The organism is Paraburkholderia sp. PREW-6R (genome assembly GCF_039621805.1).
In the GTDB taxonomy this organism is placed as follows: Bacteria; Pseudomonadota; Gammaproteobacteria; order Burkholderiales; family Burkholderiaceae; genus Paraburkholderia.
In genome coordinates, this window is sequence record NZ_CP155073.1 from 498,040 (window position 1) to 524,577 (window position 26,538).

General features: G+C 64.2%; 20 protein-coding genes. 7 read left to right on the forward strand and 13 right to left on the reverse strand.

The genetic code is table 11. The features are described from left to right. Window positions 1-8: 8 nt before the first annotated feature. Window positions 9-1,199, reverse strand: a complete 1,191-nt coding sequence (gene tgt / locus AAGS40_RS02240; protein ID WP_345812908.1) for a tRNA guanosine(34) transglycosylase Tgt — start codon at window positions 1,197-1,199, stop codon at window positions 9-11. Window positions 1,200-1,315: 116 nt separating this feature from the next. After that, window positions 1,316-2,365, reverse strand: coding sequence for a tRNA preQ1(34) S-adenosylmethionine ribosyltransferase-isomerase QueA (gene queA / locus AAGS40_RS02245; protein WP_345812909.1), 1,050 nt, complete (start codon window positions 2,363-2,365; stop codon window positions 1,316-1,318). A gap of 149 nt (window positions 2,366-2,514) precedes the next feature. Here queA and recG point away from each other — a divergent pair, with 149 nt between their 5' ends. Together recG and AAGS40_RS02255 are read left to right on the forward strand one after the other, a co-directional pair. Next, entirely contained in the window at window positions 2,515-4,947 is a 2,433-nt protein-coding gene (recG, locus tag AAGS40_RS02250; protein ID WP_345812910.1) for an ATP-dependent DNA helicase RecG, read from the forward strand. Between the two features lie 103 nt (window positions 4,948-5,050). Continuing rightward, window positions 5,051-6,010, forward strand: coding sequence for a LysR substrate-binding domain-containing protein (locus AAGS40_RS02255; RefSeq protein WP_345812911.1), 960 nt, complete (start codon window positions 5,051-5,053; stop codon window positions 6,008-6,010). Between the two features lie 30 nt (window positions 6,011-6,040). Here the strand turns inward: AAGS40_RS02255 and AAGS40_RS02260 are convergent, their stop codons facing one another. Continuing rightward, the gene (locus tag AAGS40_RS02260; protein WP_345812912.1) at window positions 6,041-6,241 is read right to left on the reverse strand and encodes a hypothetical protein; all 201 of its coding nucleotides are present in this window, start codon (window positions 6,239-6,241) and stop codon (window positions 6,041-6,043) included. 248 nt (window positions 6,242-6,489) lie between these two features. On the opposite strand from AAGS40_RS02260, the gene AAGS40_RS02265 reads away from it, so the two are divergent. From AAGS40_RS02265 to ubiA, 4 genes are all read left to right on the forward strand, one after another. After that, entirely contained in the window at window positions 6,490-7,944 is a 1,455-nt protein-coding gene (locus AAGS40_RS02265; RefSeq protein WP_345812913.1) for a catalase, read from the forward strand. 65 nt (window positions 7,945-8,009) lie between these two features. Then, window positions 8,010-8,171, forward strand: a complete 162-nt coding sequence (locus AAGS40_RS02270; RefSeq protein ID WP_345812914.1) for a hypothetical protein — start codon at window positions 8,010-8,012, stop codon at window positions 8,169-8,171. A 164-nt stretch (window positions 8,172-8,335) separates the two neighbouring features. Further along, complete coding sequence (locus tag AAGS40_RS02275) at window positions 8,336-8,824, forward strand: Dps family protein (protein WP_345812915.1); 489 nt, start codon at window positions 8,336-8,338, stop codon at window positions 8,822-8,824. Between the two features lie 269 nt (window positions 8,825-9,093). After that, the gene (gene ubiA, locus AAGS40_RS02280; RefSeq protein ID WP_345812916.1) at window positions 9,094-9,957 is read left to right on the forward strand and encodes a 4-hydroxybenzoate octaprenyltransferase; all 864 of its coding nucleotides are present in this window, start codon (window positions 9,094-9,096) and stop codon (window positions 9,955-9,957) included. A 112-nt stretch (window positions 9,958-10,069) separates the two neighbouring features. Here the strand turns inward: ubiA and proC are convergent, their stop codons facing one another. The 6 genes from proC to AAGS40_RS02310 all read right to left on the reverse strand — a co-directional run bounded on the left by proC (window position 10,070) and on the right by AAGS40_RS02310 (window position 17,149). Then, the gene (gene proC, locus AAGS40_RS02285; protein WP_345812917.1) at window positions 10,070-10,888 is read right to left on the reverse strand and encodes a pyrroline-5-carboxylate reductase; all 819 of its coding nucleotides are present in this window, start codon (window positions 10,886-10,888) and stop codon (window positions 10,070-10,072) included. A gap of 48 nt (window positions 10,889-10,936) precedes the next feature. Then, window positions 10,937-11,635 (reverse strand): YggS family pyridoxal phosphate-dependent enzyme, encoded by a 699-nt coding sequence (locus AAGS40_RS02290; RefSeq protein WP_345812918.1) that lies wholly within the window; start codon window positions 11,633-11,635, stop codon window positions 10,937-10,939. A 37-nt stretch (window positions 11,636-11,672) separates the two neighbouring features. Then, the gene (gene glcF / locus AAGS40_RS02295; RefSeq protein ID WP_345812919.1) at window positions 11,673-12,899 is read right to left on the reverse strand and encodes a glycolate oxidase subunit GlcF; all 1,227 of its coding nucleotides are present in this window, start codon (window positions 12,897-12,899) and stop codon (window positions 11,673-11,675) included. Window positions 12,900-12,907: 8 nt separating this feature from the next. Then, window positions 12,908-13,996, reverse strand: coding sequence for a glycolate oxidase subunit GlcE (gene glcE / locus AAGS40_RS02300; protein WP_345812920.1), 1,089 nt, complete (start codon window positions 13,994-13,996; stop codon window positions 12,908-12,910). Between the two features lie 160 nt (window positions 13,997-14,156). Beyond that, window positions 14,157-15,650 (reverse strand): FAD-linked oxidase C-terminal domain-containing protein, encoded by a 1,494-nt coding sequence (locus tag AAGS40_RS02305; protein WP_345812921.1) that lies wholly within the window; start codon window positions 15,648-15,650, stop codon window positions 14,157-14,159. An 83-nt stretch (window positions 15,651-15,733) separates the two neighbouring features. Continuing rightward, complete coding sequence (locus AAGS40_RS02310; RefSeq protein ID WP_345812923.1) at window positions 15,734-17,149, reverse strand: FAD-linked oxidase C-terminal domain-containing protein; 1,416 nt, start codon at window positions 17,147-17,149, stop codon at window positions 15,734-15,736. Between the two features lie 212 nt (window positions 17,150-17,361). Here AAGS40_RS02310 and AAGS40_RS02315 point away from each other — a divergent pair, with 212 nt between their 5' ends. Then, entirely contained in the window at window positions 17,362-17,907 is a 546-nt protein-coding gene (locus tag AAGS40_RS02315) for a cob(I)yrinic acid a,c-diamide adenosyltransferase (protein ID WP_345814467.1), read from the forward strand. Window positions 17,908-18,016: 109 nt separating this feature from the next. On the opposite strand, the gene aroG is transcribed toward AAGS40_RS02315, so the two are convergent. The 4 genes from aroG to AAGS40_RS02335 form a co-directional block, all read right to left on the reverse strand. Then, window positions 18,017-19,090 (reverse strand): 3-deoxy-7-phosphoheptulonate synthase AroG, encoded by a 1,074-nt coding sequence (gene aroG, locus AAGS40_RS02320; RefSeq protein ID WP_345812924.1) that lies wholly within the window; start codon window positions 19,088-19,090, stop codon window positions 18,017-18,019. A gap of 407 nt (window positions 19,091-19,497) precedes the next feature. Next, window positions 19,498-20,964 (reverse strand): metalloprotease TldD, encoded by a 1,467-nt coding sequence (gene tldD, locus AAGS40_RS02325; protein WP_345812925.1) that lies wholly within the window; start codon window positions 20,962-20,964, stop codon window positions 19,498-19,500. Window positions 20,965-21,108: 144 nt separating this feature from the next. Then, window positions 21,109-21,987: a carbon-nitrogen hydrolase family protein gene (locus tag AAGS40_RS02330; RefSeq protein ID WP_345812926.1), complete on the reverse strand. Its 879-nt coding sequence runs from the start codon at window positions 21,985-21,987 to the stop codon at window positions 21,109-21,111. Window positions 21,988-22,119: 132 nt separating this feature from the next. Then, a complete protein-coding gene (locus AAGS40_RS02335; RefSeq protein WP_345812927.1) occupies window positions 22,120-26,376 on the reverse strand; it encodes a YhdP family protein in 4,257 nt (1,418 codons plus the stop codon). Window positions 26,377-26,538 lie beyond the last annotated feature (162 nt).

Here is a 26,538-nt window from a genome sequence, read left to right on the forward strand (position 1 = left end):
GCGGCGTGTCACGGCGCCTGATCGACGCCGCGCGCGCGGTTTTCGTGGAAGCGTTTGCGGAAGGTCTCGAACATTTTCGCGTCGATCGAATCGCGCATTTCCTGCATCAGTTCGAGGTAGTAGTGCAGGTTGTGGATGGTATTCAACTGCGCACCGAGGATTTCCCCTACCCGATGCAGATGGTGCAGATAGCCGCGCGTGAAATTCCGGCAGGTGTAGCAGCCGCATTGCTCGTCGAGCGGGCGCAGCGAATTCTTGTGCGTCGCGTTGCGGATCTTGATGTCGCCGAACCGGGTGAACAGCCAGCCGTTGCGCGCATTGCGCGTGGGCATCACGCAATCGAACATGTCGACGCCCGCCGCCACGCCCGCCACCAGATCTTCCGGCGTGCCGACGCCCATCAGGTAATGCGGCTTGTTCGCCGGCAGTTTCGGGCCGATGTGGTTCAGCACGCGCATCATGTCCTCTTTCGGTTCGCCGACCGAAAGGCCGCCGATCGCGAGACCATGAAAGTCCATCTCCGCGAGGCCCGCCAGCGATTCGTCGCGCAGGTCCTCGAACATCCCGCCCTGGACAATGCCGAACAGCGCGTTCGGATTGCCGAGGCGGTTGAATTCGTCCGTGGAGCGCTTCGCCCAGCGCATCGACATGCGCATGGAGTCGGCCGCGTCCTGGTGCGAGGTGGGCACGTTGTTGGTCGCGTACGGCGTGCATTCGTCGAATTGCATGACGATGTCCGAGTTCAGCACCTTCTGGATCTGCATCGACACTTCCGGCGACAGGAACAGCCTGTCCCCGTTGATCGGCGACGCGAACGTGACGCCCTCTTCGGTGATCTTGCGCAGATCGCCGAGTGAAAACACCTGGAAGCCGCCCGAGTCGGTCAGAATCGGCTTCTTCCAGCCCATGAAGCCGTGCAGGCCGCCGTGCGCGTCGATCGTTTCGAGCCCGGGGCGCAGCCACAGGTGAAACGTATTGCCGAGGATGATCTGCGCGTGCATTTCCTCGAGTTCGCGCGGCTGGACGGCTTTCACGGTGCCGTAGGTGCCGACCGGCATGAAGATCGGCGTTTCCACCACGCCATGATTCAGCGTGACGCGGCCACGGCGCGCCTGACCGTCGGTGCCGAGCAATTCGAAATGGAGGCCGTTTTCAGGGCGCGTAGGCGTCGCGTCTTGCGACTGATGACCAAGGGTCATGGATTCACTCCTGGGCAACCGGAGAACAGTCCGGCGCAATGGTTGAAGTGCCGACGCGAAGGGTTCGCGGCGGCAAAGAAAACTGTGCAGACTGCGCGTATCAGCGGATCAGCGGATCAGCTGTCGCGCCGCGTCAGCAGCATGGCGTCGCCGTAGCTGAAAAAGCGGTAGCGCTCGTTGATCGCATGCCGGTAAGCCTCGCGGATCGCGTCCACGCCAGCGAACGCCGACACCAGCATCAGCAAGGTTGATTTCGGTAAATGGAAGTTTGTCACGAGCCGGTCGACCACCCGAAAACGGTAGCCTGGCGTGATGAAAATATCCGTTTCCGTGCTGGCGGCACCGAGCGGACGACCTTCCGCTTCGGCGTCACGCGCGGCGGCTTCGAGCGCGCGCATCGAGGTCGTGCCGACCGCGATCACGCGGTTGCCCCGCGCGCGCGTGGCCGCGATCTTGTCGGCGAGCGACTGCGGCAGGTGATACCACTCGCTGTGCATCTTGTGTTCGGCAATATTCTCGACCCGAACGGGCTGGAACGTGCCTGCGCCGACATGCAGCGTCAGCGTCGCACGCTGCACGCCTTTGGCGTCCAGACGCGCGAGCAGCGCGTCGTCGAAATGCAGACCGGCGGTGGGTGCGGCAACCGCGCCCGGATGTTGCGCAAACACGGTCTGGTAGCGGGTTTCGTCGGTCGCGTCGGGATCGTGTTCGATGTACGGCGGCAGCGGCAGACGGCCGAACTGCTCGATCAACGTCAGGCAGTCGTCCGGAAAATGCAGCGTGTAAAACGGTTCGACGCGCTCGCCCACCGTGACGTCGAACGCGTCGGCAAGACGCAAGGTGGTGCCCGGCTGCGGACTCTTGCTTGCGCGAATCTGCGCGAGCGCCGTGCGTTCGCCGGTCAGACGCTCCACCAGCACTTCGACTTTGCCGCCACTGGCCTTCTGGCCGAGGAAGCGCGCTTTCAGGACTTTGGTATCGTTAAAGACGAGCAGATCGCCCGCGGCGACGCAGTCCGGTAGCTCGGCGAAGCGTCGGTCGGTAAGACGCGCCGGGCTCACTGCGTTGTCCACCTCGAGCAGACGGCTGGCGCTGCGCTCCGGCAGCGCGACTTGCGCGATCAGCTCGGGTGGCAGATCGAAATCGAAATCGGAAAGCGTAAACATGGGGACGACTGGAAGCGGATTGGATACTGATTTGAGCCGAAGCCTGAGCCGGGCAGCTATGATTGCGGGACGCCGAAGCGCCCCGCGAGCCCGCGCGCTGATAGGCGGCGACACCCTTGACAGCCGATATTGTACTTGCGAAGCAACTCATGCCTTTGTCCGACCGCCGATTGCCCCCCGATGCCGATGAAGTGAGCGCCGAGCAGAAGCGCCGCCTCTCGCGAGCTACGGCAGCGGACGCGGGCACGAGCGGTGTACCCGCGCCGCCTCGGCGGCCGCTGGACTCGCAGGCTGCGTCGAACCCGCGTGAAGACGTGCTTGCTGTATCGGGCGTCATCGAGACCGCGCCGCTCGCGGGCGCATCCGCCACGCAGGCCTCACCTGCAACGAGCGGCGCGGCGGCCAAAGCGTCCGCGCAAGGAGGGACGACGGGCGATGCGACAGGTGGTGCGAAAGGCGGGACGAGAGCCTCGAAGAAGTCGGCCGAAAAAACCGCTGCCAAGCCCGCGGCAAAGTCGGCCGAAAAAACCGCGGACAAGCTTGCAAGGCTCGGCCTTAAACGCGATATCGATCTGGTCTTGCACCTGCCCATGCGCTACGAGGACGAAACCTCGCTGACGCCGCTCGGGCATCTGTTGCCAGGCGGCGTTGCGCAGACGGAAGGCGTGGTGTTCGACAACGAGATCGCTTACCGGCCGCGCCGGCAGTTGCTGGTGCGGCTGCGCGACGATGCCGGCGACGAACTGGTGCTGCGCTTTCTCAATTTCTACGGTTCGCAGGTCAAGCAGATGGCGATCGGCGCGCGGCTGCGCGTGCGTGGCGAAGTGCGTGGTGGCTTCTTCGGCATGGAGATGGTGCATCCGGCTGTGCGCGTCGTCGACGAGGACACGCCGCTGCCGCAGGCGCTCACGCCGGTCTATCCGAGCACGGCCGGTGTCACGCAGGCATATCTGCGCAAGTCGATCGATAACGCGTTGTCGCGCACGTCGTTGCCGGAGTTGCTGCCTGAACAGGTCGCGCGTACGTATCTGCAGCCGCTCGGTGTGCCTGCGCTGATGGAAGCGGTGCGCACGCTGCATCACCCCGGCGCGCAGTCCGACGAAACTGCGTTGATCGACGGCACGCATCCGGCGTGGGTGCGCATCAAATTCGAGGAACTGCTGGCGCAGCAGATGTCGCTCAAGCGCGCGCACGAGGAGCGCCGCACGCGCGCCGCGCCGGCCATGCCGCGCCGAAGGCTGGGTGACGAAAGCGCGCTGGTCGCGCGTCTTCTGAAAGCGCTGCCGTTTTCGCTGACGGCGGCGCAGGAGCGCGTAGGCGGCGAGATTGCGCTCGATCTCACACAGCCGCATCCGATGCAGCGTCTGTTGCAGGGCGACGTGGGCAGCGGCAAGACGATCGTGGCCGCACTGGCCGCGGCGCAGGCGATCGACGCCGGTTATCAGGCCGCGCTCATGGCGCCGACCGAGATTCTCGCGGAGCAGCATGCGCGCAAGCTGCGCGGCTGGCTGGAGCCGCTCGGGGTCAGCGTCGCGTGGCTCGCCGGCAGTCTGAAGGCCAAAGAAAAGCGCGCCGCGCTCGAAGCCGCTGCGCTCGGCACGGCGCAGCTCGTGATCGGCACGCACGCGATCATCCAGGACGCGGTCGAGTTCGCGCGGCTCGGGCTCGTGATCGTCGACGAGCAGCATCGCTTTGGCGTGGCGCAGCGGCTCGCGCTGCGCGCGAAGGCGCAGAACGCCGCGGACGGCGCACGCGATTTTCAGCCTCATCAGTTGATGATGTCCGCGACGCCGATTCCGCGCACGCTCGCCATGACGTATTACGCGGATCTCGACGTGTCGACGATCGACGAATTGCCGCCCGGCCGCACGCCGATCCTGACCAAGCTCGTGTCCGACGCCCGTCGTGACGAAGTGATCGGCCGCGTGCGCGAGGCCGCGTTGACCGGGCGTCAGGTGTACTGGGTGTGTCCGCTGATCGAAGAAAGCGAGACCCTGCAGCTGCAGACCGCGGTCGAGACTTACGAGACGCTGGTGGCGGCGTTGCCGGAGTTGAACGTCGGCCTCGTGCACGGACGTCTCGCGCCGGCCGACAAGGCCGCGGTGATGGACGCGTTCACACGCAACGAAGTGCAGTTGCTCGTCGCGACGACGGTGATCGAAGTGGGCGTGGATGTGCCGAATGCGTCGCTGATGGTGATCGAGCACGCCGAGCGGTTCGGGCTTGCGCAATTGCACCAGTTACGCGGACGGGTAGGGCGCGGCAGCGCGGCATCGGTGTGCGTGCTGCTGTACACCGGGCCGTTGTCGATGACGGCGCGAGCGCGCTTGCAGACGATGCGCGAGACGACCGACGGGTTCGAGATCGCCCGGCGAGACCTGGAAATTCGTGGCCCCGGGGAGTTTCTCGGGGCCCGGCAGTCGGGCGCGGCGATGTTGAGATTTGCCGATCTCGAAAATGATCAGTGGCTCATCGAGCCCGCGCGGGAGGCGGCAGCGGTGCTGCTCGACAAGTACCCCGAGGTGGTGGGTCAACATCTGGCGCGGTGGCTCGGAGCGCGGGAGCAGTATCTGAAGGCATGAGGCTGGGCCAGGTGCGTTTTAGAGCCTGCCGCCGGGTTGGCGAACCGACCCTATAGGTGTATAACTAGAACCTATCAAACTCACGTGCCTGATTGGTCCCCTAATGACGCTCACCGAATTGAAATACATCGTTGCGGTTGCCCGCGAGCGGCACTTCGGCCGTGCTGCCGAAGCCTGTTTCGTAAGTCAGCCAACCCTCTCGGTAGCCATCAAAAAGCTGGAAGACGAACTGAACGTTCAGATCTTCGAACGCGGCACCAGCGAAGTCAGCGTCACTCCCATCGGTGAACAGATCGTTACGCAAGCGCAGCGCGTGCTGGAGCAGACGCTCGCCATCAAGGAAATCGCCAAGCAGGGCAAAGACCCGCTGGTTGGACCGCTGCGTCTCGGCGTCATCTACACGATCGGGCCGTATCTTTTGCCCACGCTCGTCAAACAGATGATCCGGCGTGTCCCGCAAATGCCGCTCATGCTGCAGGAAAATTACACGCTCAAGCTCATCGAACTACTCAAACAGGGCGAAATCGATGTCGCGATCATGGCGCTGCCATTCCCTGAAACGGGTCTGATGTTGCGCCCCATGTACGACGAGCCGTTCGTCGTCGCGCTGCCGTCCGGCCACGCATGGGAAAACCGTCAGAAAATCGGCGCCGACGACCTGAAGCAGGAAACCATGCTGCTGCTCGGCAGCGGCCATTGCTTCCGCGATCACGTACTGGGCGTGTGTCCCGAGTTGATGCGCTTTTCGCAGAATGCGGACGGCATCCAGAAGACTTTCGAAGGGTCGTCGCTCGAGACGATCCGGCATATGGTCGCGAGCGGCGTCGGCATTACGGTGCTGCCGCGTATGTCGGTGCACGAGGTCAAGCCGCACGCAGCCGGCATCGATGCGGGCCTGCTCAGCTATGTTCCGTTCGAGGAACCCGTGCCCGATCGCCGCGTCGTGCTCGCCTGGCGCAAGAGTTTCACGCGGATGCCCGCTATCGACGCCATCTGCGACGCCATCAGCGCCTGCGAGTTGCCTGGCGTGAAGAAGCTGGACCTGCCCGCCGCAGTCAACTGAGAGCCGGTTCCCAACCTGGCGGCGCATTTGTCATGCGCTGCCTTGCCAATCCACGTTTTTTAGCGAGCCGCGGCGGCGCGGCAACTGCATCGCGCTCGACCCCGCTAATCGTTTCACGGCCAGGCCAGTCCGGCATGGGGTCCGCGCCCACCCTATCGAATAGATAAAATTAATCAAAAACAAAAACTCGATAGCATTGGTATAGTTTTCTTCAGGGATCGCCCGATCCATCAGAACTGGAGGAAATCATGTCCCGCTCGACCTCGCCACGAATTGAGCCCCGCGCTGTTCAATCGAAAGGCGTCCCGGCGACGACTGGAAGGTTCAGCGCGTCGATGCTGAGCCTGCGTAGCGTCGCGCTTTCCTTGCTGGTCGATCGGGCACTGTCCGCCTAAGCCTGTGTGAGGCGTGCCGCCGCACGCATGCAGGTCCGCGCACCTCCCAACCCATTTCAATAAAAGCCATCCAGGAGTTCCGCCATGTCCGAACAGAAGCTCACCAACGCCGCTGGCGCGCCCGTCGCCGACAACCAGAATTCGCTGATCGCCGGCGTACGCGGGCCGGTCGTCCTGCAGGACGTGTGGCTGCTCGAAAAGCTGGCTCACTTCGACCGCGAAGTGATTCCCGAGCGCCGGGTACACGCCAAGGGCTCGGGCGCGTTCGGCACGTTGACGGTCACGCACGACATCTCGCGCTACACGAAGGCGAAAGTGTTCGCCGAAGTCGGCAAGCAAACGCCGCTTTTCATGCGCTTTTCGACGGTAGCGGGTGAACGCGGCGCGGCCGACGCCGAGCGCGACGTGCGCGGCTTCTCGATCAAGTTCTACACGGAAGAGGGCAACTGGGACGTGGTGGGCAACAACACGCCGGTGTTCTTCATCCGCGATCCGCTGAAGTTTCCGGATTTTATTCACACGCAAAAGCGCGATCCGTACACCAACATGCGCAGCAACGTGGCCGCGTGGGATTTCTGGTCGCGCCATCCGGAGTCACTGCATCAGGTCACGATCCTCATGAGCGACCGTGGCATTCCGAAAAATTATCGGCAGATGCACGGCTTCGGCTCGCACACGTACTCGTTCATCAACGCGAAAAACGAGCGCTTCTGGGTGAAATTCCACTTCAAATCGATGCAAGGGATTGAAAATTTCACTGACTCAGAAGCGGCGCAGGTCGTCGCGCAAGACCGCGAAAGCGCGCAACGCGATCTGATTCGCAGTATTGAAACGGGACAGTTCCCGAAATGGCGCTTCGCGATTCAGGTGATGCCGGAAGCGGACGCCGCCACCTATCGCTTCAATCCGTTCGACATCACGAAGGTCTGGTCGCAAAAGGATTACCCGCTGATCGACGTCGGCACGCTGGAGTTGAACCGCAACGCGCAGAACTATTTCGCTGAAGTGGAGCAGGCGGCGTTCACGCCGGCCAATGTGGTGCCAGGCATCGGCTTCTCGCCGGACCGCCTGTTGCAGGGGCGTCTGTTCTCCTATGGCGACACGCAGCGTTATCGCCTCGGGATCAATCACCATCAGATTCCGGTGAATGCGTCGCGTGTGCCGAACCCGCATTCATTCCATCGCGACGGCGCAATGCGCACGGACGGCAACCTGGGCAGCACGGTGAATTACGAGCCGAACCGCTTCGGCGAGTTCACGCAGGACGAGAACGCGGCCGAGCCGCCGCTCGCCGCCGGGACGGTGGATCGCTACGATCATCGCGATGATGACGACTATTACACGCAGGCAGGTATGTTGTTTGCGCCCTTCGATGCGGCGCAGCGTAAACGTCTGTTCGGCAACATCGCTCGCCACATCAGCGGTGTGCCGCACGAGATCGTCGCGCGTCAGATCGAGCATTTCCGGCGCGCCGACCCGGCCTACGCAGAAGGCGTGATCGCCGCGCTGGCCGATCTCGCGGAAGTCAGCAGGAAGTAAGTCATGCAGCAGGCGGCGCGCATCGGCGCGTCGCGGGTAACGATACGAATCGAGGAAGCACGATCATGATCCAGACGATGATGGCCGTCATTGGCAATGCATCCACCGCCCACCACGCGCACCGCCAGCAGGCGCTGATGCTGCGCAGGGTCGTCGGATTTGCGATCGTCACGAGCGGGCTCGCGGTGATCGCCACGCAGGCGCTGCAACACGCGCTGGGCGGCTGACGGAGCGCGTGGCCTCAAGCATGGCCATAAGCGCGGCGGGCGTTCGCACGTCACGCGAATGCAGCAGCTTCTAAGCTAAACTGTCGAGCGTTCGAGGTGCCGGTTTGCCACGCGCAGACCGTCACGTTGCCGACCGGTTCGTATCACTCTTCAAAGGAGTCATCATGGCCAAGAAAGAAGCCGTACAGCACGTCAATATCGGTATCAGCGACGAGGATCGCGAAAAGATTGCAGACGGTCTGTCGCGTCTGCTCGCGGACACTTACACGCTGTACCTGAAGACCCATAACTTCCACTGGAACGTGACGGGTCCGATGTTCAACACGCTGCATCTGATGTTCGAAACGCAATACAACGAGCTGGCGCTGGCGGTCGATTCGATCGCGGAGCGGATTCGCGCATTGGGCGTCCATGCGCCGGGCAGCTACAAGGACTTCGCGAGACTGTCGTCGATCCCCGAAGCGGACGGCGTTCCCGCAGCCGAAGAAATGATCCGCCAACTGGTGGAAGGTCAGGAAGCGGTGGTGCGTACTGCGCGGGGGATTTTCCCGTCGACGGAAGCCGCCAACGACGAACCGACCGCAGACTTGCTGACGCAACGCATGCAAACGCACGAAAAGACCGCATGGATGTTGCGCTCGATGCTGGCGTAATGGCTCTGTCGGCCGAACTGGCTCGACGGGCCTAAGCCTTCGCGCTGAGCGGCGTTCCGGGCGACAGTCCGGACGCAGCCCGGTGGCCCGCTCAACACGCAACTCAGGCCTGAGCCCCAAACGCTTGCAGCCATCGACACGAACAAAGCCTCCCTTTCGCGGGAGGCTTTGTTTTTTGCGGCGCATCCGGCGCTCAGCCTGAGTCGTCGCGACGCGCCAGCGGTATCCCGTAAAATACCGGCACTCCCCGCACCGGATTCAATCCGCCCATGTTTGCCCGACTTCCCCTGTATCTGCGCCTCGTGCGCATGGACAAGCCGATCGGCAGCCTGTTGCTGCTGTGGCCGACGCTCAACGCGCTTTGGATTGCGTCCGAGGGCCACCCCGCGTGGCCGTTGCTGGTGATTTTCACTGTCGGTACGGTGTTGATGCGCTCGGCGGGTTGCGCGATCAACGACTACGCGGACCGCGATTTCGATCGCTATGTGAAACGCACCGAGAACCGGCCCATCACGTCGGGAAAAATCAAGGCGTGGGAAGCGGTGGCGCTGGCGGCCGGCTTGTCCCTGCTCGCGTTTCTGCTGATTTTGCCGCTCAATGCATTGACGAAGGAGTTGTCGGTGGCGGCGCTTTTTGTCGCGGGCTCGTATCCGTTCACGAAGCGGTTCTTTGCTATTCCGCAGGCCTATCTTGGCATCGCGTTCGGCTTCGGCATTCCCATGGCGTTCGCCGCCGTCCAGAATCACGTGCCGATGCTCGCATGGGTCATGCTGCTCGCGAACGTGTTCTGGTCGGTTGCGTATGACACGGAGTACGCAATGGTCGACCGTGACGACGACATCAAGATCGGCATTCGCACGTCGGCGCTCACCTTCGGCCGTTTCGACGTCGCCGCGATCATGCTCTGCTATGCGGCGACACTCGCCATCTACGTGGGTATCGGCGTGATGCTGGGTTTCGGCGTGCTGTACTGGCTGGGGTGGGCGGCTGCGGCGGGCTGCGCGGTCTACCACTACAAGCTGATCCGCCACCGCGAGCGCATGGCATGCTTCGCGGCGTTCCGGCATAACAACTGGCTCGGCGGCGCGCTATTCGTGGGCATCGCCGCGCATTACGCGGCCGCTTCGTTCTAACGCCTCGCGGCCTTCCAGCCAGCGCAGGCACGTCAGAAGCACATGCCATAAAAAAACGCCGCGCTATCTGTTCGATGCGCGGCGTTTTTCCTGCTCGTCACAATGGGCAGTCTTACTGTTTGCCGAACTCGTCGCCCATTTCTTTTGCTCGCGCGTCGGCGGCTAGTGCGCCACGCACGATGGCATCCTTGATTCCGCTTGCTTCGAACGAAGCCAGCGCCGCCGCCGTGGTGCCGCCCTTCGACGTCACACGTTCGCGCAGCATCGCCGGCGGCTCGCTGGAATTGGCCGCCAGTTGCGCCGCGCCGGTGAAGGTGGCAACGGCCAGCGCGCGGCCTTGCGCCTCGTCCATCCCGAGCTGACGCGCGGCTTCCTGCAACGCCTCGATGAAATAGAACACGTAGGCCGGACCGCTGCCCGAAATCGCGGTAACGGCGTCGATTTTCGCTTCGTCGTCGAACCAGACGGTCTCGCCGACTGCGCCAAGCACGTGCGACGCAAGTTCGCGGCCCGCTTCGTCGACCCCGGCAGTGGCAACCAGACCCGTCACGCCCATTCCGATCAGCGCCGGCGTGTTCGGCATCACGCGGACGATCCTCGCGTGGCCGTTCAGCCAGCGCGCCATGTCGTCCATGCGGATGCCCGCGACAATGCTCACCACCAGTTGCGACGCCTTCAGATGCGGCGCCACGCCCTCGGCGACGCTCTTCAGGATCTGCGGCTTCACTGCGAGCACGACGGCGTCATACGACGCGAGTTGCGCATCCGCCGCGGAGGCAGCGGTGTTGACGCCGAATTGCTGTTCGTTGCGCTTGCGCGCGTCTTCGTTGGGATCGATTGCGCAAAGATCGGTCGCGGCGACGCCGCGTTTGATGAGGCCGCCGATCAACGCCGCGGCCATGTTGCCGCCGCCGATAAAAGCAATTTTCATGATGGTCCGAAAGGGTTTACGTGACGGGCCCGGCGCGGCCCGGCGCGGTCAGTTGGAATAATCTCTTGCGCCGAAAATCGCGGTGCCCACGCGGACGATCGTCGCGCCTTCGAGCACGGCGGCTTCGAGATCGCTCGACATGCCCATTGAAAGCGTGTCGAGTTCGAGCCCGTCGTTGCGCAGCTGTTCGAACAGCTCACGCAGGTGGCGATGCGGCACGCGTTGCTCGTCGATACCGCCGGCCGGCTCGGGGATCGCCATCAGGCCGCGCAGCCTGAGGTTAGGAAGCGCAGCGATCTGCCGCGCGACCTCCGGCGCCTCGGCCGCGCTCACGCCGCTTTTGGATGCCTCGCCGCTGATATTCACCTGCAGGCAGACGTTCAATGGCGGCAGATGCGCCGGGCGCTGTTCGGCCAGTCGTTGCGCTATCTTGAGCCGGTCGACGGAATGCACCCAGTCGAACTGTTCGGCAACGGGCCGTGTCTTGTTCGATTGCAACGGTCCAATGAAATGCCATTGAATCGACGCGCGCAGATCAGCCAGTGTGTCGATCTTCGTGAGCGCTTCCTGCACGTAGTTTTCACCGAACGCGCGTTGACCCGCGAGGTAGGCGGCGCGCACGTCTTCGGCCGGGAAGGTCTTGGACACGGCGAGCAGTTCGATGGAACGCGCGTCGCGCCCGGCGACGTGCGCGGCCGTGGCGATGCGCTGCTGCACCGCTTCGAGGTTGTGAATCAGATCGGGCATGAACGTACCGGAAGTCCAGCGAAAGGCGATATCCGGATTATACGGACAGCATGTGCTCGACCAGTTCGATCCAGTGCGCAACCGGCGTCGACGTGCCGCTTTGCAGATGCGCGATGCAGCCGACGTTGGCCGACACGATCACCTGCGGCTCCTGCGCTTGCAGTTGCTCGAGCTTCTGATCGCGCAGCGTGTACGAGAGCCTGGGCTGCGTCAGCGAATAGGTGCCCGCCGAGCCGCAGCATAAGTGACTGTCGGCGGGCAGGCGCACTTCTATGCCAAGCGCCGTCAGCATCTGTTCGACCTTGCCACGGATCTGCTGGCCATGCTGCAACGTGCAGGGCGGATGAAACGCTACCGTATGGACCGATCGGCGCCGCGTGACGGCGACCAGTCGATCGGTGAACTCCGGCAGGATTTCCGAAATATCGCGAGTCAGTTCGACGATGCGGCGCGCCTTCTCCGCATAAGCCGGATCGGCCCGCAGCAGATGCGCGTATTCCTTGACGGTTGCGCCGCAACCCGACGCATTCATCACGATCGCCTCCGCACCCTGTTCGACGTAGGGCCACCAGGCGTCGATGTTCGCGCGAACGTCGCCGAGTGCTTCGTCGTTGTAGCCCAGGTGCAGACGGATCGCGCCGCAGCAGCCGGCGTCCGGCGCGATGACCGTTTCGACGCCGAGCGCGTCGAGCACCCGTGCGGTCGCGATGTTGACGTTGGGCATCATCGAAGGCTGCACGCAGCCCGCGAGCATCAGCATCTTGCGCGCGTGTTTGGTCTCGGGCCATTCGAGCGGGTGTTGCCGCGCGGGCACCTTGTCGCGCAGCTTTCTGGGCAGCAACGGGCGGAAGTGCTGGCCGAGACGCATGGTTGGCGAGAACAGTGCGCTATTCGGCACGATGCTCGCGAGCAGGCGGCGCATGAGGCGCTGTCCGAGCGGACGGCTGACCTTTTCCTCGGTGATCTTGCGGCCGATCTCCACCAGCCGCCCATATTGCACGCCCGACGGACACGTCGATTCGCAATTACGGCAGGTAAGGCAACGGTCGAGGTGAACCTGGGTGCTGCGCGTGACCGCGGCGCCTTCCACCATCTGCTTGATGAGATAGATGCGTCCGCGCGGGCCGTCGAGTTCGTCGCCGAGAATCTGATAGGTTGGGCAAGTGGCCGTGCAAAAGCCGCAATGCACGCAGTTGCGAAGAATGGCGTCGGCTTCGTCGCCGTCGGGCGTGTTGCGAATGAAGTCCGCGAGGTTGGTTTGCATCGCGTCGCTCAGAAGTCGGGGTAAAGACGGCCGCGATTGAAGATGCGGGCCGGATCGAATGCGGCCTTCAGGCCACGGTGGATTTTCATCAGCGGCGCGGGCAGTGGCGTGAAGACGCCGGCGCTGCGATCATAGCCCAGGCCAGTGCGAAAGATCGTGGCATGGCCACCGGCCTGTTTGGCGCTGATGCGTACGGTTTGCGCGTCGGTGTCGGTGATCCACCAGCGCTGGCCGCCGCCCCATTCCATCAGTTGCGCGCCGGGCAGTTGCAGCGGCTCGGTGATCGAAGGCAGGGCGAGCCGCCACAGCGCCGCTTTCGGCGGAATGGCCGCGAAGAAGGAATCGGTTTGCTCGCGCAGGCCGGCCCAGAAGCGCTCTGCTTCCACCGCGTCGACCACTTCGCCGCCGAGCGCGCTGCGCGCCGCCTTGACCGCGGCCTCCGCGCCGGCGAGCCGCACGGCCAGCGTGCCGTGCCGCCACGCGCTCGCGGTAATCGGCAGTGGTCTGCCGCCCCACTCGTTCAACTTGCGGACCGCGTCGGTGCCGTTCATGTCGAACTTGAGCGTGGTTTCGGCCTGCGGCAGCGGCAGGACCTTCACCGACAGTTCGAGAATCAGCCCCAGCGTGCCGAGCGAGCCGGCCATCAACCGCGATACGTCGTAGCCGGCGACATTCTTCACCACCTGGCCGCCGAAGTGCAGTTTTTGCCCCTGGCCGTTCATCATGACCGCGCCCAGCACGAAGTCGCGCGCCGCGCCGGCGGCAGGGCGCCGCGGACCGGCGATGCCGGCGGCGATACAGCCGCCGAAGGTGGCTTGCGCTCCGAAGTGCGGCGGCTCGAAGGCGAGCATCTGATGGTGTTCGGCGAGCGCTGCCTCGATCTCCAGCAGCGGCGTGCCGGCGCGCGCCGTGATGACCAGTTCGGCCGGGTCGTAAGCGATGATGCCGCGATAAGCGCGCGTGTCGAGGATCTCACCTTCCAGCGCCTGACCGTACCAGTCTTTGGTGCCGCCGCCACGGATGCGCAGTGCGCGTCCTTCGGCGCTGGCCGAACGCACGCGCTCGGACCAAACGGTGACGATGTCGTCCTCTTCCATGGTGTCCTGCTTCGTTGTGTTTCGTTTGATTGTACCGGGCGGGGGCGCGCTGGCAACCAGGAGCGGACCCGCATCGGGTAATCAGGGTGAAAGCAGGAAAGCGTTGCCGGGCGCGGGCTCCGCACACGTTGCGTCGCGCCCCCGGCAGCCGGCGAAACCGTTAGAACCGCGGCAGATCGGGTCGCGGCAGCAAGCCGCCGCGCACGTGCATCTTGCCGTACTCGGCGCAGCGCGCGCGCGTGGGTATGCCCTTGTCGGGATTGAGCAGGCCGGGCGCGTCGAAAGCGCGTTTGACCGCGTGGAACGTGTCGCGCTCTTCGGGCGAGAACTGCACGCACATCGAATTGATCTTCTCGATGCCCACGCCGTGTTCGCCCGTGACCGTGCCGCCGAGTTCGACGCAGGTTTCGAGAATGTCGGAGCCGAATGCCTCGGCGCGGTGCCACTCGTCCTGGTCATTGCCGTTGAACAGGATCAGCGGATGCATGTTGCCGTCGCCCGCATGGAAGACGTTCATGCAGCGCAAGCCGTATTTTTTCTCCATCTCTTCGATGCGCCCGAGCAGCGGACCGATACTGCGACGCGGCACCGTGCCGTCCATGCAGTAGTAGTCGGGCGAGATACGGCCGGCGGCCGGGAACGCATTCTTGCGGCCAGACCAGAATCGCAGCCGCTCGCTTTCCGACCGCGAAATCTGGATACGTGTGGCGCCCTGTTCGCGCAGCACCGCTGTCATGCGCACCACTTCGTCGGCGACCTCTTCAGGCGTGCCGTCCGATTCGCACAGGAGGATGGCCGCTGCGTCCAGGTCGTAGCCTGCGTTGACGAATTCCTCGACGGCGCGCGTGGCCGGCTTGTCCATCATTTCGAGACCCGCCGGAATGATGCCCGCGGCGATGATGCCCGCGACCGCCTCGCCGCCTTTCACGACGTCGTCGAAACTGGCCATCACGACTTGCGCGGTCTGCGGCTTCGGAATCAGCTTCACCGTGACTTCCGTGACGATCGCGAACATGCCTTCGCTGCCGATCAGCACCGCCAGCAGGTCCAGCCCCGGCGAGTCGGGCGCGAGCGAGCCGAATTCGACGATCTCGCCTTCCATCGTCACCGCACGCACGCGCAGCACGTTATGCACGGTCAGCCCGTACTTGAGGCAGTGCACGCCGCCGGAATTCTCGGAGACATTTCCGCCGATCGTGCAGGCGATCTGCGACGATGGGTCCGGCGCGTAATACAGCCCATAGGGCGCCGCAGCCTCGGAAATGGCCAGGTTGCGCACGCCCGGCTGCACAGTGGCCGTTCGCGCATACGAGTCGACTTCGACGATTTTGCGAAAGCGCGCGAGCGACACGACGACCCCATGACGAATCGGCATGGCGCCGCCGGACAGGCCGGTGCCGGCGCCTCGCGGCACGATCGGCACATCGAGCCGGTGGCAGATCTGCACGATGCGCTGGACCTGCGATTCCGTTTCCGGCAATGCGACGGCGAGCGGCAAGCGCCGGTATGCGGCGAGGCCGTCGCACTCGTACGCAACGGTGTCTTCCTCCCGATACAGCAGGCAGTGTGTCGGCAGCACCGCCATCAGCGCCTGTACGACTTCGCGTTGGCGCTGCGCGAGCACTTCGGCAGTCAGTTCAGCGGGTGCATTCATCGGTGGTGTCTCCTCTTGCCGTTCAGCGGTCGCGCCGTTCCTGTCTTTGCTCAGGCCGCGGCGCGGTCTGCGCGTGCTGCGAATCAGGCTACCCAGTTGAATATCTTGCCCGGGTTCATCAGATTGCGCGGATCGAGCGCGTGCTTGATGGAGCGCATCACGTCCACCGCGACTTCGCCATGCTCTTCCAGCAGAAAGCCCATCTTGTGAAGCCCCACGCCATGTTCGCCGGTGCAAGTGCCATCCATGCTCAGCGCGCGTTGCACGATGCGATGGTTAAGCCGCTCCGCCTCCGCGAGTTCTTCGGGCTTGTCTGGATCGATCAGAATCACGACGTGGAAATTTCCGTCGCCAACGTGGCCGACGATCGGGCACGGCAGCGGCGACGCCTTGAGATCCTGCTCCGTCTCGACCACGCACTCGGCGAGACGCGAGATCGGCACGCACACGTCGGTGGTCACCGCGCGACAGCCGGGTTTGAGTTGCAGCATCGCGAAGTACGCGTTGTGACGCGCATTCCACAAACGGCTGCGGTCTTCCGGACGCGTGGCCCATTCGAAACCTTCGCCGGCGTTCTGCGCAACGATCTCCTGGACCAGCTCCGCCTGTTCTTTCACGCCGGCTTCGGTGCCATGGAATTCAAAGAAGAGATTGGGCGCCTCGCGCAACGTCAGATTCGAATGACGATTGATCGAGCGGATCGCGAGCGCGTCGACGAACTCCACGCGGGCAATCGGCACGCCGATCTGGATCGTCTCGATTACGGCGCGCACCGCGTCGCCCATCGACGGGAACGCGCACACGGCGGCCGACACCGCCTCGGGCTGCGGATACAGACGCAGCGTGATGCCTGTGATGACGCCGAGCGTGCCCTCCGAGCCAACGAACAGCCGCGTCAGGTCGTAACCCGCCGACGACTTGCGCGCCCGCGTGCCGGTGTCGATCACGCGGCCGTCGGCCAGCACCACGCTCAGACCAAGCACGTTCTCGCGCATCGTGCCGTAGCGCACGGCGTTCGTACCCGACGCGCGCGTGGCCGTCATGCCGCCGATGCTCGCGTCCGCGCCCGGATCGATCGGGAAAAACAGGCCCGTGTCGCGCAGCGCTTCGTTGAGCTGTTTGCGCGAGATGCCCGGCTCCACGGTGACGGTCAGGTCTTCGGCGTTGATCGACAGCACGCGGTTCATGGCCGACAGATCGATCGACACACCGCCCTGCACGGCGAGCAGGTGCCCTTCGAGCGACGACCCGTTGCCGTAAGGGATGATCGGAACGTTGTACTCGCCGCAAAGCCTGACGGCGGACTGTACGTCTTCGGTAGTGCGGGCGAAAACGACGGCGTCAGGCAGTTGCGGATCGAATGGAGATTCGTCGCGGCCGTGGTGAGCGCGTACCGCTTCGGAAATCGACGCCTGGTCGCCAAAAGTGGCCTTGAGCGCATTCAGCAGCTCGGCGGGAAACGGCCGGCGCAGCGAGGCCGGCGGCACGGGATGGTTCACGCATGTCTCCTGATATTGGGGCGGCGCTGGTCGACAGCCGTCTGCCGATTTTACGCCGATCGCCCACCGGCCGTGATGAAGCCGCCCGGCGCTTCTATAATGGCGGCGACCTGGCGATGCGCGCAATATGGATAAACGCGGTGATGCCGGCGCAACGCGCCGGCTGCGGCTCTCAAGGCGGCGCATCGTCTTCGAACTGGATGGGAGGCCTCATGGGCAACCGCTTGAGCAAGATCGCGACCCGCACGGGTGATGACGGCACGACCGGTCTTGGCGATGGCCGCCGCGTACGCAAGGACAGCGCGCGAATCGCCGCCATTGGCGACGTGGACGAGCTCAACTCGAATCTGGGCGTGCTGCTGTGCGAAACGCTGCCGGACAATGTTCGAGCGGCGCTGGTCGCGATTCAGCACGACCTTTTCGACCTGGGCGGCGAACTTTGCATTCCTGGCCACACCATGATTTCAGTGGAGCATCTCGCCCGGCTGGACGACTGGCTGGCCGACTACAACGCCACGCTGCCACCGCTGAAGGAATTCATTTTGCCGGGCGGCTCGCGGGCGGCTTCGCTTGCGCATGTGTGCCGGACTGTCTGCCGGCGCGCCGAGCGGGCGATCGTTACGCTTGGCGAGCAGGAAGAACTCAATGCCGCGCCTCGTCAGTATGTGAACCGGCTTTCCGACCTGTTGTTCGTGCTTGCGCGCGTACTGAATCGCGTGGACGGCGGCACGGATGTGCTCTGGCAGCACGAGCGTTGACAACTCCGCCGTTCATCGCTCGTTCAGCGAACGCTTTCGGCAAATGAAAAGCCCGGCTCATCATCGAGCCGGGCTTTTTGCCAATTGCCCGCGCAAAACAGGCGGGCGTTCAGTTGCCGCTGCCGCGTGCAATGCGCCGCTGCTTCACCGAATCGGCGAGACCTTCGAGCACGGCGACGCTTTCGTCCCAACCGATACACGCGTCGGTGATGCTCTGCCCATAGGTCAGCGCGCAGCCTTCCTGCAAGTGCTGGCGGCCCGCCACGAGATGCGACTCCACCATCACGCCGACAATCCGTTCGTCGCCCGAAGCAATCTGGCGGCCGATGTCCGCACACACCGGGATCTGATTCTCGTGCTTCTTCGAGCTGTTCGCGTGGCTCGCGTCGATCATCAGGCGCGCGGCGAGACCCGCCTTGCCGATGTCGGCGCACGCGGCGTTCACGCTGTCGGCGTCGTAGTTCGGCGTCTTGCCGCCGCGCAGAATGATGTGGCAGTCCTCGTTGCCGGCCGTCGAGACGATCGCCGAGTGACCGCCTTTCGTGACTGACAGGAAGTGGTGCGGCTGCGACGCGGCCTTGATCGCGTCGACGGCAATCTTCACGTTGCCGTCCGTGCCGTTCTTGAAGCCGACCGGGCACGACAGGCCCGACGCCAGTTCACGATGCACCTGCGACTCGGTCGTGCGCGCACCGATTGCGCCCCACGAAATCAGGTCGGCGATGTACTGCGGGCTGATCATGTCGAGGTACTCGGTGCCCGCCGGCAGGCCGAGTTCGTTGATGCGCAGCAGCAGTTCGCGGGCGGTGCGCAGACCGTCGTTGATCTTGAAGCTGTTGTCCATGTGCGGGTCGTTGATGAGACCCTTCCAGCCCACCGTCGTGCGCGGCTTCTCGAAATACACGCGCATCACGATTTCAAGCTCGCCCGCAAAGCGCTTGCGCTGCTCGACGAGTCGCCCGGCATATTCCATCGCGGCTTTCGTGTCGTGAATCGAGCACGGTCCGATGATGACGATCAGCCGGTCTTCCATGCCGTGCAGGATGCGATGCATGGCGTGGCGCGAGTTGTAGATCACGTCGGACACCCTTTCGTCGCAGGCGAATTCGCGGATCAGGTGGGCAGGGGGCGTGAGTTCTTTCAATTCGCGAATCCGGACGTCGTCGGTGTTATGCGGGGGCATGCTTGTTCTCCTGAATCGGTTCGTAGCGTGTTCGCTTAGGCAATGGAGACCGCGGAGGCTGCGAGGCAGGCAGCAGGATCAGCGGCGCCACGGCAAACGGCAGTCAAAAAGGTTTCAACGGCAAATATCAAAAGCGTCGGGCGAAAAAAAACCGCCAGGCTGGCTGGCGGTTTTTCGTGAATTCTGGTGTTCTGCGTGCACTAACACCCCTCTCGATCCGCCAGCGGTCTGAGATGCCAGAAAAAGTAAAAGTAAAACTTGGCGGACATGACGAGAGGTCGCTGGTCAAAAAGGGTGAGTGACTTTATAACCCGGTGAGGCTCGCCTGACAAGCCTGACCCGGGAAAAATACGGAAATACCGCATACTTTTAGGCAAGCATGCACGAAGTATGCGTTTTCTACACAATTAGGCCGTGCCGCCCACGGTCATCTTTTCGATGCGCAGCGTGGGCTGTCCAACGCCGACCGGCACGCTCTGGCCTTCCTTGCCGCACACGCCGACGCCCGAATCGAGCTTCATGTCGTTGCCGATCATGGTGACGTACTTCAGCGATTCAGGGCCGCTGCCGATCAGCGTCGCGCCCTTTACCGGATACGTGATCTTGCCGTTTTCGATCATGTAGGCTTCGGAGGCCGAGAACACGAATTTGCCGTTCGTGATGTCCACCTGCCCGCCGCCAAAGTTCACCGCATACAAGCCGTTTTTCACGGACGCGAGAATTTCCTGCGGGTCTTTGTCGCCGTTGAGCATGTACGTGTTGGTCATGCGCGGCATGGGCAGCGCGGCGTACGACTCGCGGCGTGCGTTCCCCGTGACCGGCATTTTCATCAGACGCGCGTTCAGCGTGTCCTGAATGTAGCCCTTGAGAATGCCGTCTTCGATCAGCGTCGTGCACTGCGTGGGATTGCCTTCGTCGTCGATATTTAGCGAGCCGCGACGGTTCGGCAGCGTGCCGTCGTCCACTACGGTCACGCCTTTCGCCGCCACCTGTTCGCCGATACGTCCGGCGAAGGCCGACGAGCCCTTGCGGTTGAAGTCGCCTTCAAGACCGTGACCGATCGCTTCGTGCAGCAGCACGCCCGGCCAGCCCGGTCCGAGCACCACGGTCATCGCACCGGCCGGAGCGGGGCGCGCGTCGAGATTCACGAGGGCCGCGTGCACCGCGTCGTCGACGTATTTCGACAATATGTCGTCTGTGAAGTACCCGTAGTCGAAGCGGCCACCGCCGCCGCCGCTGCCAATCTCACGGCGGCCGTTGTGCTCGGCGATCACCGTGACGGACACGCGCACGAGCGGCCGGATGTCGGCCGCAAAGCCGCCGTCGCTGCGAGCGACCAGCACCACGTCGTACTCGCCGGCAAGACCTGCCATGACCTGCTGGATGCGCGGATCGCGGCCGCGCGCCATCTGTTCGATGCGTTCGAGCAGCTTGACCTTGGCGGTTGCGTCGAGCGATTGCAGCGGATCGGCCGGCAGGTACAGATCGCGCCCGGCAATGCCGGTCAGCGACGACGCCACCTTGATTTTCTGCTTGCCGCCGCCCGCTTTGGCGATCGACCGGGTGGCGAGCGCCGCCTGCCGGATGGCTTCGGGCGACAGATCGTCAGAATAGGCGAAGGCCGTGCGGTCGCCCGACACGGCGCGCACGCCGACGCCCTGATCGATGCTGAAGCTGCCTGATTTCACGATGCCTTCTTCGAGGCTCCACGCTTCGCTGCGCGTGTACTGGAAGTACAGGTCCGCGTAGTCGATCTTGTGCGTGAAGATTTCGGCAAGCGTGCGGGTGAGCAGCGCTTCGTCGAGACCGTAAGGGGTCAGGAGAATGTCTTTGGCGGTGGCGAGATTGCGGATACCGGGTTCGATGATGTTCATTCGAAGTATGTTCTGCTCAATACGGAGGATTCGGTTAGCGCCACACGCTCATATGAGTGGGCAGCGCCGCAGTTTCAATGTCCAGCCATTGCGAACCGGCAGTTGGCTGAACGGGCGGGCCGATCGGCCAGCTCATGTACTCGTTCAGCTACCCAGCACGCGGTGACGCCAGGCCGGCAGACTCTGCCGCACTTCGTCGATGCGTGCCCGCTCGATTGTGCCGGCGACCACGCCGGCGCCTTCGTCGCGCACCGCGACGACTTCGCCCCACGGGTCGATCAGCATGCTGTGGCCCCAGGTTCGGCGGCCATTTTCATGTTTGCCGCCTTGCGCGGCCGCCAGCACGTAGCACTGGTTTTCCACCGCCCGGGCGCGCAGCAGCATGTCCCAGTGCGCGCGGCCGGTGGTGTAGGTGAACGCCGACGGCACCACGATCAGCGCGCAGTCGCCCATGCGCCGGTATAGCTCGGGAAAGCGCAAATCGTAGCAGACCGATAGTCCGACACGGCCGAACGGCGCTTCGAAGGTGCGGACTTCGTCGCCGGGACGAATGGTGCGCGCCTCGTCGAACGATTCTTCGCCTTTTTCGAAGCTGAACAGGTGGATCTTGTCGTAGCGCGCGGCCTCGTTGCCTTGCGGATCGAACACGAGTGTGGTGTTCAGCACGCGCGACGCTTCCGGCGCGGTAATCGGCAACGTCCCGCCGATCACCCACAGTTTGTGACGGCGCGCCGTGTCAGCGAGAAAACGCTGGATCGGACCGTCCTGATAGGGCTCGCGCACGGTGAGCTTGTCCGTGTCCTTGAAGCCCATGAAGCAGAAATACTCGGGCAGCAGGACGAGTTGCGCACCGCCGGCAGCGGCTTCTGCGATCAACCGTTCGGCCTCGGCCAGATTGCGATCGCGATCCGGCGTGCTCACCATTTGCAGCGCGGCGACGCGGAACGCGGTTTCGGAAGAGCCGCCTGCCTGCGCAGACGACGAAGCGGCCGAAGCTGAGGAAGAGACGTGTGTTTCGCTCATGAGCGTTTTGAAAAACTCCCGGCAAGGCGGCGGCGGGTGCCGCGGGCGCTGCGTTCAGTCATCAGGGCCGGCTGGGCCGGCGGCGCGGCTCTGCGTTTTCCCGCGGGGCCAGCGGAGCATGGCGCGGAAAGCTCAATTCGCCTCGACGGTCGAAGCCGGAGCGTCCATCTTACCGCGATCGCTTCTGACCCGCTCGATGTGCGGTTTCGACCATGCGCCGGTGATCGCATACTCGCGCGCAAACGCGTGCGACACCGATTGCGAGAACGCCAGATCGGCGACGAGCGCACCGAGCCCGAGCAGCGGATTGACGACCGCCGCCGCGACCACGGCCGCGCCGGCGCTGACCGTGGGAATGATCCGCACGTGCAGATCCTGCGTTTCCTGTGCCAGGTCTACCGAGCCTTTCATTTCGGCGCGAGCCGGCGCGGTCACCATCTCGAAATTTTCGGTGCGCCCGATGCCGTCGTGAACCTGCGCGGTGCCCGTCACGCGTTCGAACGGCAGGCCTTCGCCGATCACGTCGCGGAAATTCAGGGTGGCGAAACGCGCGAGGCTTTGCAGGCTGAGCACGCCGAGCAGCTTGGCGACGCCCGGATCGACCTTCAGGATCTGCCCGTGACGCAGGTCCACGGCAAGATTGCCGTTGAAGGTCGAGTAGTCGATGCGGGTGGGACCGCCCAACCACATCACCTTGCCCGACAGCGAGCCCGTGCCCGCCTTCAGCGTGCGCGGCTGGCCGAAGCGCTCCAAGAGCGCGCCCGCGTCCTTGATGTCCAGCTTGAAATCGAACACCGTGCGGCGGGGCGCGGTGTCGTCGGCGGACGTGCCGAGTTCGGTCGAGGTGCGCCAGTTTCCGGTCGCCGTCAGCGACGCGGCCGGATTGCTGACGTCGAGCTTGTCGAGTTGCCACACAGGCACGCCGTTTTCGTCGAAGTTATGCGCGTCGACTTCGAGACGCCCAATATTGCGATCGCGGAAAATCAGCTCGTTCACGACCAGATCGATCGACGGCATGTTCTGCGCCGGCGCGGACATTGCCTGGCCAATCAGATCCTTGTCTGTTGCCGACGGAATCACCACCCGTGCAAAACGCGCCTGCAACGTGCCGGGCGAGCCTTTGGTTGGGCCGGGAAGCCAGGACACGTGACCGGAGACCTGGTCCGACGCGATGTTCGCCTGCCATGTGTTATCCGCATGGGATGCGCCGACGACCACGCTCTCCCAGTGCCGCTTGAGCAGCGTCAATGTGCCGATGTGCACGGCGAAGCGGCTCGGCAGGAACTGCGCGACCATCGGATTGGGCACATTGGGCGCATTAGGCGCGTTAGACACATTAGCCGCGTCGGGAACATTAGCCGCGTCGGCCGCCGCGGCGGCAGTGACCGGTGCCGGCGCGGGCGCGTCCTTGCTGCGCATCTGGGCAACCAGCGCGCGCCACGCGTCGGCGTCGAACGCCTCCACCTCCACCGCCGCAACGACACCTTCGGCGGGCAAATCCGCCGGCCTGTTCACGCCGATCGCACCGCGCACCACGGTCGGCGTCGTTTTCGGCTGATAGTGCAGTAAATAGGTGGCGGCGATAGGTCCGAACGTGAGATCGGCGCGTTCCAGGCCGGCTTCACCCGGCGCGGCGGACGGCTTCACGGCAAAGCGCAGCGGCATCGGCTCGCCCACCGGCTTGTTGAACGGCGCGGGGAAATCGAGCGCGAGACCGGTCAGATCGGAATTGGCCGTCACCTCCGGCAGATGTCCTTTCGCGCCGCGCACGTTCAGCGCATACGGTGCGCTGCCGCTCAAGCGCGTGAGCACCTGCGTGGCCGGTCCATGCAGATCGAGGTTGCGTGCGGCATCCACGGCAATGTGGCCGCCCAGATCCAGCGCATAAGTGCCGTCCTGCTTCAGGCCGCCGTTCGCGTGCACGTCGCCGCCGAGGAACTGTGCGGTCAGGCGGTCCACCTGTGCGGTGTGCTCGGTGAAGCGTACTTTGCCGTTCAACTGCGACAGCGGCGGCACGTTCGCGACGCTCAGCCGGTTGTTCTGGAAGCCCACCGCGCCTTCCACGGCGATATGCGGCATCGGCGTGCGCGGCACGGTCAGCTTGAGTGCGAGCGACGCGCGTCCCTCGGCCTGTACCTTCTCGGTTTCATGCTTGGCCATGATGCCGAGCGAGCTGGCGTTCACATAGTCGAGCATGTCGGACAACGGCCCGAGGCCGTCGCCCTGGATCACGAGGCTCGACGCCTTCGTGCCGAGATCGTCGATCCGCCCCTTCACGCCGTGGAGCGCGACACGCTTGTAATGCGCGCGGTCGATGTCGAAGCGCATCACGTTCTGGCTGAGTTCGAACTTGCCGTCGATGCCGTCGAGCGGCGGCCAGATATTCGGCGTGCCGTTTCTCATCTTGCGGGGCGGGAAGGGCGACGGGTCGAACTTGCCGCCCCTGAACGGCGCGACGATATGGAAAATGCCGGCAGTCGGGTCGCGCGAATAAGGGAATTTGGTCAGGTCGCCGTGAATCTCGATAGTCGCGCCGTGGGACATGCCGGCTTGCAGACCATGTCCCAGATAAATGCGCAACTTCTCGCTGACGCTGGTCGGCAGATAACGGGCAATGCGCGTGACCTGCGCGCGCTGGAAGTCCGCTTTCAGGTCGAGCGCGCCTCGGCCGTGACCGGGGTTGCTGTAGTCGGCGGTGGCGGTGGCCGCCACGTCCGCGTTCGATACGCCGAAGTCCGCCAGCTTGACCTTGAACGCAGGGTGATTCTCGCCCGGCGCCTTGGGCGTGATCGTCCAGTCGGCGCGGCCATGCAGACGGTCGAGCTTCAGGCGCGGATCGTCGAACACGCCGGGCAGTGTAATGGCGACATTCGACGTGTCGAGCAGCGCGCTGCCGTGGTTCTCGTCGGCGTCGACGCTGCCCCACAGATTTTCGATGCCGGGCACGCCGGCGCGTGGGTGATTCAGCGCGGTGAGGCCCGGCGGCGGTTCCTGCGCGGCGAAGCTGATGCCCTGCAAATCGCCCTTGAAACGATAGCGCTCGACCGGCTCCGCGCCGGTCGCGTGACGGTCGCTGCCCGCTTCGCCGGATGGCGGCTTGTCGCGTTCGACCTCGATCACATAGTTGGCCACCATGCCGCGCGGGTTGAAGCGCACGAGATTGTTCAGCAGCCGCGGCGGCAACGGCAGCGCCCGGCTGAATTCCGCAAGAATGCCCAGGTCGACGCGATCGCCGCTCACGCTCATCAGTTGCCCATGTTGCTGCGACGCCGGCCGGAAGCGGCCGTCCAGCGTGGAAAACGACAGCGTGCGAGTGAGCGGCGTGCCGTCATCGAGCGGCGGCTGACCGAGTTCGGCGCGCAGGTCTTTCAGTTGCAGCGTGTAGTCGCCGCGTGTCGCTTCCACGCGCCACGAGAAGCTGGCGACCGGCACGAGCAGTTTGGGCTGGGTCGGACGCACGCGCATGGCGACGTCGGCGCCCGTTAGCTGGCCGCTCGCGGCGGTCATACGCCCATCAGCGAAGTCCGCCCAGATCGCATTGTCGATGCGGCCGGCAAAAGCCTCGATCGGGAAGTTGACGTAGCGCGCAAGCGCGGGCAGGTCCACGGGGCCGGTGGACATATAGATCTGACCGGTCCAGTTGGTCGGTTTGCCGATTGCCGAGAGCGCTGCGTGTCTGAAATGCGTGCGGAAATCGAGCGGTCCGTGCAGCACCTGACCGTCGGGCGGCGCCTGCAGCGCGAGCCGGTGGTCGTAACCGTCGTTGAGAATCGCAATTCGGATGTCGCGCAACGCGAGTTCCGGCGCGTTGTGCTGCGCGTCGCGCCAGCGCAGCACGCCGCCGCGTACCACGATAGCCTGCTGGCGCAGCAGCCAGGTGGACAGTGTGTCGTTGCCGCTATGTCGCGTGGGCACCGGCACGCCCGCTACGGAGAGCACGCCGTCGCTGGCGCGCGACACCAGCACGTCGGGCTGATCGACGATCAGGCTCGAGAGCGCCGGGTGCAACTGCCAGAGCGATCGCCACGACAACGTCGCCGTGGCGTGTGGAATGGTCAGTGCGGGCTTGCCGGCGTGGTCGCGAATGACGAGGTTGGTGACGTCGACACCGGGTTGGAAACCGCTCCAGTAAGGCGCGAGCTTGCCGATGGTGAACTGCGCGTGGAGCTTGCCGGACACTGCGGCCTCGATGCGCGGCCGGAATGAGTCGACTCGCGGCAGCACGACATAACGCAGGCCAAGGAACAGCCCCGTGGCGATGAAGTACAACACGAGCGCCAGCGCGAGGAGCACGTGAAATGTCCGGCGCAACGCGATGGGGTCGCTTCCGCTCGCTGGCCGGACCTGCCCGGCTTCCTGCTGGTCGGCGGATTCGTTTCGCTCGGACATGCTGCGGCGGGTGGGCGTATGGTAGTTTTGCGAATTAACGACGAAATGTAACACACGGGAAAGCGCCGGCGGACATCGTGCAAACGCTGTCTGTACGCCGCGTGGCGACCTGCGCAAGCACTTCACGCGTGGTCGCCGACATGATGCTGGCCCGGTGTACTG

Bases quoted from the DNA above. Each gene is read 5' to 3' on its own strand.
- tgt (WP_345812908.1), bottom strand. From the start codon at position 1,199: ATGACCCTTGGTCATCAGTCGCAAGACGCGACGCCTACGCGCCCTGAA.
- queA (WP_345812909.1), bottom strand. From the start codon at position 2,365: ATGTTTACGCTTTCCGATTTCGATTTCGATCTGCCACCCGAGCTGATC.
- recG (WP_345812910.1), top strand. From the start codon at position 2,515: ATGCCTTTGTCCGACCGCCGATTGCCCCCCGATGCCGATGAAGTGAGC.
- AAGS40_RS02255 (WP_345812911.1), top strand. From the start codon at position 5,051: ATGACGCTCACCGAATTGAAATACATCGTTGCGGTTGCCCGCGAGCGG.
- AAGS40_RS02260 (WP_345812912.1), bottom strand. From the start codon at position 6,241: ATGGATCGGGCGATCCCTGAAGAAAACTATACCAATGCTATCGAGTTT.
- AAGS40_RS02265 (WP_345812913.1), top strand. From the start codon at position 6,490: ATGTCCGAACAGAAGCTCACCAACGCCGCTGGCGCGCCCGTCGCCGAC.
- AAGS40_RS02270 (WP_345812914.1), top strand. From the start codon at position 8,010: ATGATCCAGACGATGATGGCCGTCATTGGCAATGCATCCACCGCCCAC.
- AAGS40_RS02275 (WP_345812915.1), top strand. From the start codon at position 8,336: ATGGCCAAGAAAGAAGCCGTACAGCACGTCAATATCGGTATCAGCGAC.
- ubiA (WP_345812916.1), top strand. From the start codon at position 9,094: ATGTTTGCCCGACTTCCCCTGTATCTGCGCCTCGTGCGCATGGACAAG.
- proC (WP_345812917.1), bottom strand. From the start codon at position 10,888: ATGAAAATTGCTTTTATCGGCGGCGGCAACATGGCCGCGGCGTTGATC.
- AAGS40_RS02290 (WP_345812918.1), bottom strand. From the start codon at position 11,635: ATGCCCGATCTGATTCACAACCTCGAAGCGGTGCAGCAGCGCATCGCC.
- glcF (WP_345812919.1), bottom strand. From the start codon at position 12,899: ATGCAAACCAACCTCGCGGACTTCATTCGCAACACGCCCGACGGCGAC.
- glcE (WP_345812920.1), bottom strand. From the start codon at position 13,996: ATGGAAGAGGACGACATCGTCACCGTTTGGTCCGAGCGCGTGCGTTCG.
- AAGS40_RS02305 (WP_345812921.1), bottom strand. From the start codon at position 15,650: ATGAATGCACCCGCTGAACTGACTGCCGAAGTGCTCGCGCAGCGCCAA.
- AAGS40_RS02315 (WP_345814467.1), top strand. From the start codon at position 17,362: ATGGGCAACCGCTTGAGCAAGATCGCGACCCGCACGGGTGATGACGGC.
- aroG (WP_345812924.1), bottom strand. From the start codon at position 19,090: ATGCCCCCGCATAACACCGACGACGTCCGGATTCGCGAATTGAAAGAA.
- tldD (WP_345812925.1), bottom strand. From the start codon at position 20,964: ATGAACATCATCGAACCCGGTATCCGCAATCTCGCCACCGCCAAAGAC.
- AAGS40_RS02330 (WP_345812926.1), bottom strand. From the start codon at position 21,987: ATGAGCGAAACACACGTCTCTTCCTCAGCTTCGGCCGCTTCGTCGTCT.
- AAGS40_RS02335 (WP_345812927.1), bottom strand. From the start codon at position 26,376: ATGTCCGAGCGAAACGAATCCGCCGACCAGCAGGAAGCCGGGCAGGTC.